2 protein-coding genes are annotated in these 1,655 nt (G+C 61.1%); both read right to left on the bottom strand.

The window, feature by feature from the left end:
- On the bottom strand, positions 1-649 hold a 649-nt coding region (locus ABJK56_RS01540; RefSeq protein ID WP_347242903.1), incomplete at its 3' end, for an RAMP superfamily CRISPR-associated protein.
- A gap of 13 nt (positions 650-662) precedes the next feature.
- Positions 663-1,655, bottom strand: a 993-nt coding sequence (locus ABJK56_RS01535; RefSeq protein ID WP_347242902.1) for a hypothetical protein, incomplete at its 5' end; no start/stop codon positions are given.

The following is a 1,655-nucleotide window of genomic DNA, read 5'->3' as shown; positions in this document are numbered from 1 at the left end:
TGTGGGCGAAGAGGCGGTCGGGCACTAGGGCCAGGCGGTCGCGGATGTAATCGGGAATGCTCAGGCTTTGAAGTTGTGATTTAATGTCGCTCATCTGACTGCACGTCCGGGTCTCCAGCAACAGCCAGCCAAGATTGAGGGGATTCCCCTCTTGTTCAACATAGACGGCTTCACCATCCACACTCTTTACCGTCAAACCGATCATCTGCAAGGCCATTGGGCAGGTCACCCACCTGGGACCCTGGCGGGTGGGAACGGGGAAGAGGAGCACGTGGGCATCGGTGAAAGCGGCCAGCCCGGCAAAACCACCTTTCTGTCCCGCACCGCTGGCAAAGCCGAAGACGGTACAGACGGGGCAGTCCCGCTGGCGGCAATGGCCGCGGTTGTCATCCAGGCCTAGCCCGGCACAGTCAGGGTAATAGGGTTTGGGTTGTCCATTCACTTGTCTGTTTGGATTGGTCTCTTGTTCCGCCATCGCCACATAGGTCCGGTAGACCCCGGCCAGGCTGGAGCCCGGAATCTTGGGCACCTGGGTGACGGGGTCGCGGACGATGGTCAGGTCCACCCGGCCGATGCGCGCACCGCCGGTACCCACATGGATGGGGTCCAGCGCAAGGCCGACTTGAAGGAACTTTGCGTAACTCGCCATGGCTATTCCTCCTTTATGCGCTTTCTTTCAGTGCGGTCATATGCCAATCCAGTGCCCACTGCAGGATGCCTTGCACGGCAGCTTCGGTGAGCGTCTCCAACGCTGTGCCCTGCACCTCCAGATGGTGAAATAGCACAGCGCGTAGGGTTTCCCGCCAGAGATCGGCCGAAGCGGCTAAACCGCCCTCGGGGGATTGCCACTCTTTTTCCAGCCGCGCCAGTTCGCTTCGCAGGCGCTGAAGCGCCCTCTGACTGGGCGCCACCCGCTCGAGGACCGTCCAGACCTGGCGCATTCGGGGCCAATCCTCAAGATATTGAGGTAGCGCCATATCAAAGCGGGCGGCGGTGCTGTCCATGAAGAGAGTCTTCACTCGTGCTGGAACCACCTTAATACCGTCGCCTGGATGCAGATCGGCCACATGACGATACACTTGCCCCTCGGGATGCCGGAAGTCACGGGGGAAGCGCACCTGCCGGTCTGCCACAGCCACATACGGGTAAAACACGTCCTCCCGGCCATCGGGCAGAGCGACCGGCACGACTCGGAGAGTTTCCTGCCTGTCCCCTCGGCGCAGGCGAAGAGCCACCACACCAGCCTGTTGTTCCACTTCCACCACCTGCCAGGTTTCTTCTCTGCTCACCAGCATATCTTCCACATTGCGGGTGGCCTCCACAATCGCCTGATAAGGCACCATGCGTGGGAAGGCGATCACGCCCACCCGGAGGGGGAGGCGATCCCACACCCTGGCAAAACGCTCCTCCCACCAGGACACGACCAGGTCCACGCATTCGGAAGTCACTTCCATGGGGACTAGCACGCGGAAGCGCAAGGCGGAGAGTTCCAAGGGGATCACCGGGTGATAGGCGTTCAAATGTGCGTAGGGCTGCCGTAATTCACGAGCATGGGCCACGGTCATGTCACGACATCGGCCAGGCGCATCTTCATCCTCCAGGGTGATTCGTGCTCCTTGCAAGGCGGTAGAGGAATCCCCCGGCCTGAGCAAGCG

Source organism: Thermogutta sp. (assembly GCF_039793925.1).
Taxonomy (GTDB): Bacteria; Planctomycetota; Planctomycetia; order Pirellulales; family Thermoguttaceae; genus Thermogutta.
This window is presented reverse-complemented; position numbering and strand designations above follow the sequence as displayed.